The organism is Mesorhizobium sp. M5C.F.Ca.IN.020.32.2.1, from assembly GCF_004023105.1.
In the GTDB taxonomy this organism is placed as follows: Bacteria; Pseudomonadota; Alphaproteobacteria; order Rhizobiales; family Rhizobiaceae; genus Mesorhizobium; species Mesorhizobium wenxiniae.
The window spans coordinates 1-1,584 of the sequence record NZ_RZSX01001162.1 but is presented as its reverse complement, the minus strand read 5'-3'; the positions used below and the strand labels follow the sequence as shown (position 1 = coordinate 1,584).

The following is a 1,584-nucleotide window of genomic DNA, read 5'->3' as shown; positions in this document are numbered from 1 at the left end:
GGGGAAGGCAGCCTCGGCATCGTCGTGGAATTTGCCGGGGGCCTCGTGTTCCTCGCCATTCTGTTTGCTGCGGGCCGGCGATGATCGAGATTGCAGGCGTCTCCCTGGCTCTTGGCGGCAGCCGCATTTTGGATAATGTGAGCCTGACAGTACCGAAGGGTGGGGTCACGGCGCTTGTCGGACCGAATGGCGCCGGTAAGTCCAGCCTGTTGTCGTTGATCGCCCGCCTGCAGCCCCTGCAAAGCGGCCGCATCACCGTCGACGGGCTGCCGGTCGATACGACGCCGAGCCGGCAGTTGGCCAAGATCATGGCCATCCTTCGACAGGATCCCGGCGTCGCAGGCCGCCTGCGCGTCGTCGAACTGGTGGGGTTCGGTCGTTTCCCGCATCACCGCGGGCGGCTGACGGCGGGAGACCGTGAAATCATCGCGGCGTCGCTCGAGCAGTTCGATCTCAGCGACCTGGCGCTGCGCTTCATCGACACCTTGTCAGGCGGGCAACGGCAGCGCGCCCTCGTCGCGATGACCTTCTGCCAGGGAACGGATTACATCCTTCTGGACGAGCCGCTGAACAATCTCGACATGTTTCATGCAAGAAATCTCATGCGGACGCTGAGACGCATCGCCGACGAGCACGGCAAGACCGTGCTTATCGTACTCCACGACATCAATCATGCAGCCTCGTACGCCGACCGTGTCGTCGCGATGAAGGATGGCGCCGTTGTCGCAATGGGCGAGACCGGCGACGTCATCCGGCCGGACATATTGGAGAGCATTTTTGGCTTCTCGATGCGGGTCGAAAACATCGCCGGTCGGCTGACCGTCCTGCACCACGCCTGAGAATTTGCACCACGCCTGAGAATGCTTCCGCGGCTGCGGCGCTCGAAGAGCGCAACAGATACAAAGGCTTGCATAAAACTGGATATTTACTATCAAGTTTATTGCGACAGCGCAACCGATGGGTTAAGGCAGTCCTACAGGCGCGGTTCGCGCCAGCCGGGGCTACCGTAATCGAGGGGATTTAGCCGATGTCATCCGATCTGTTGCGAGCGCTGACCGTCAGCATCGCGATGTCCATCTTCTTGTGTCCCGACGCGCTGGCGCAGTCCGCCCCCGTCCCAGAAACGGAAGCCAGTACGAGCGCCACCGAAGAAAATGAAGACAGCCAGGCTCCCGCTGGGGGTACGCAACTCGACACGATTCTCGTCCTCGACGTGGGGGCGGGCGCCAACGCGACGGCCGGCGCCAACCTGATCACCATCGACCAGCAGGAGATCGACCGCAAGAAACCGCAGGATTTGAGGGAGGTGTTCTCCGGTGAACCGCAGATCGCCGTCGGCGGCGCGATACCCAGCACGCAGAAGATCTACGTCAATGGTGTCGATGAAAACAATCTAGCCGTGACTGTCGACGGGTCACGACAGAACAACAAGGTGTTCCACCACAACGGCACATACCTGCTCGACCCGGCGCTGCTGAAGGCCGCGTCGGTGCAGGCAGGCGTCGCGCCGGCCGACGCCGGTCCTGGCGCGCTCGCGGGATCGCTTGGATTCGAGACCAAGGACGCCGTCGATCTGCTCGAACC

2 protein-coding genes are annotated in these 1,584 nt (G+C 62.2%); both read left to right on the top strand.

Annotated features, from left to right (window positions below; genetic code table 11):
• Nucleotides 1–80: 80 nt before the first annotated feature.
• Nucleotides 81–839, top strand: a complete 759-nt coding sequence (locus tag EOA86_RS33945; RefSeq protein WP_128345534.1) for an ATP-binding cassette domain-containing protein — start codon at nucleotides 81–83, stop codon at nucleotides 837–839.
• Nucleotides 840–1,027: 188 nt separating this feature from the next.
• Nucleotides 1,028–1,584, top strand: a 557-nt coding sequence (locus EOA86_RS33940; protein WP_164892295.1) for a TonB-dependent receptor plug domain-containing protein, incomplete at its 3' end; no start/stop codon positions are given.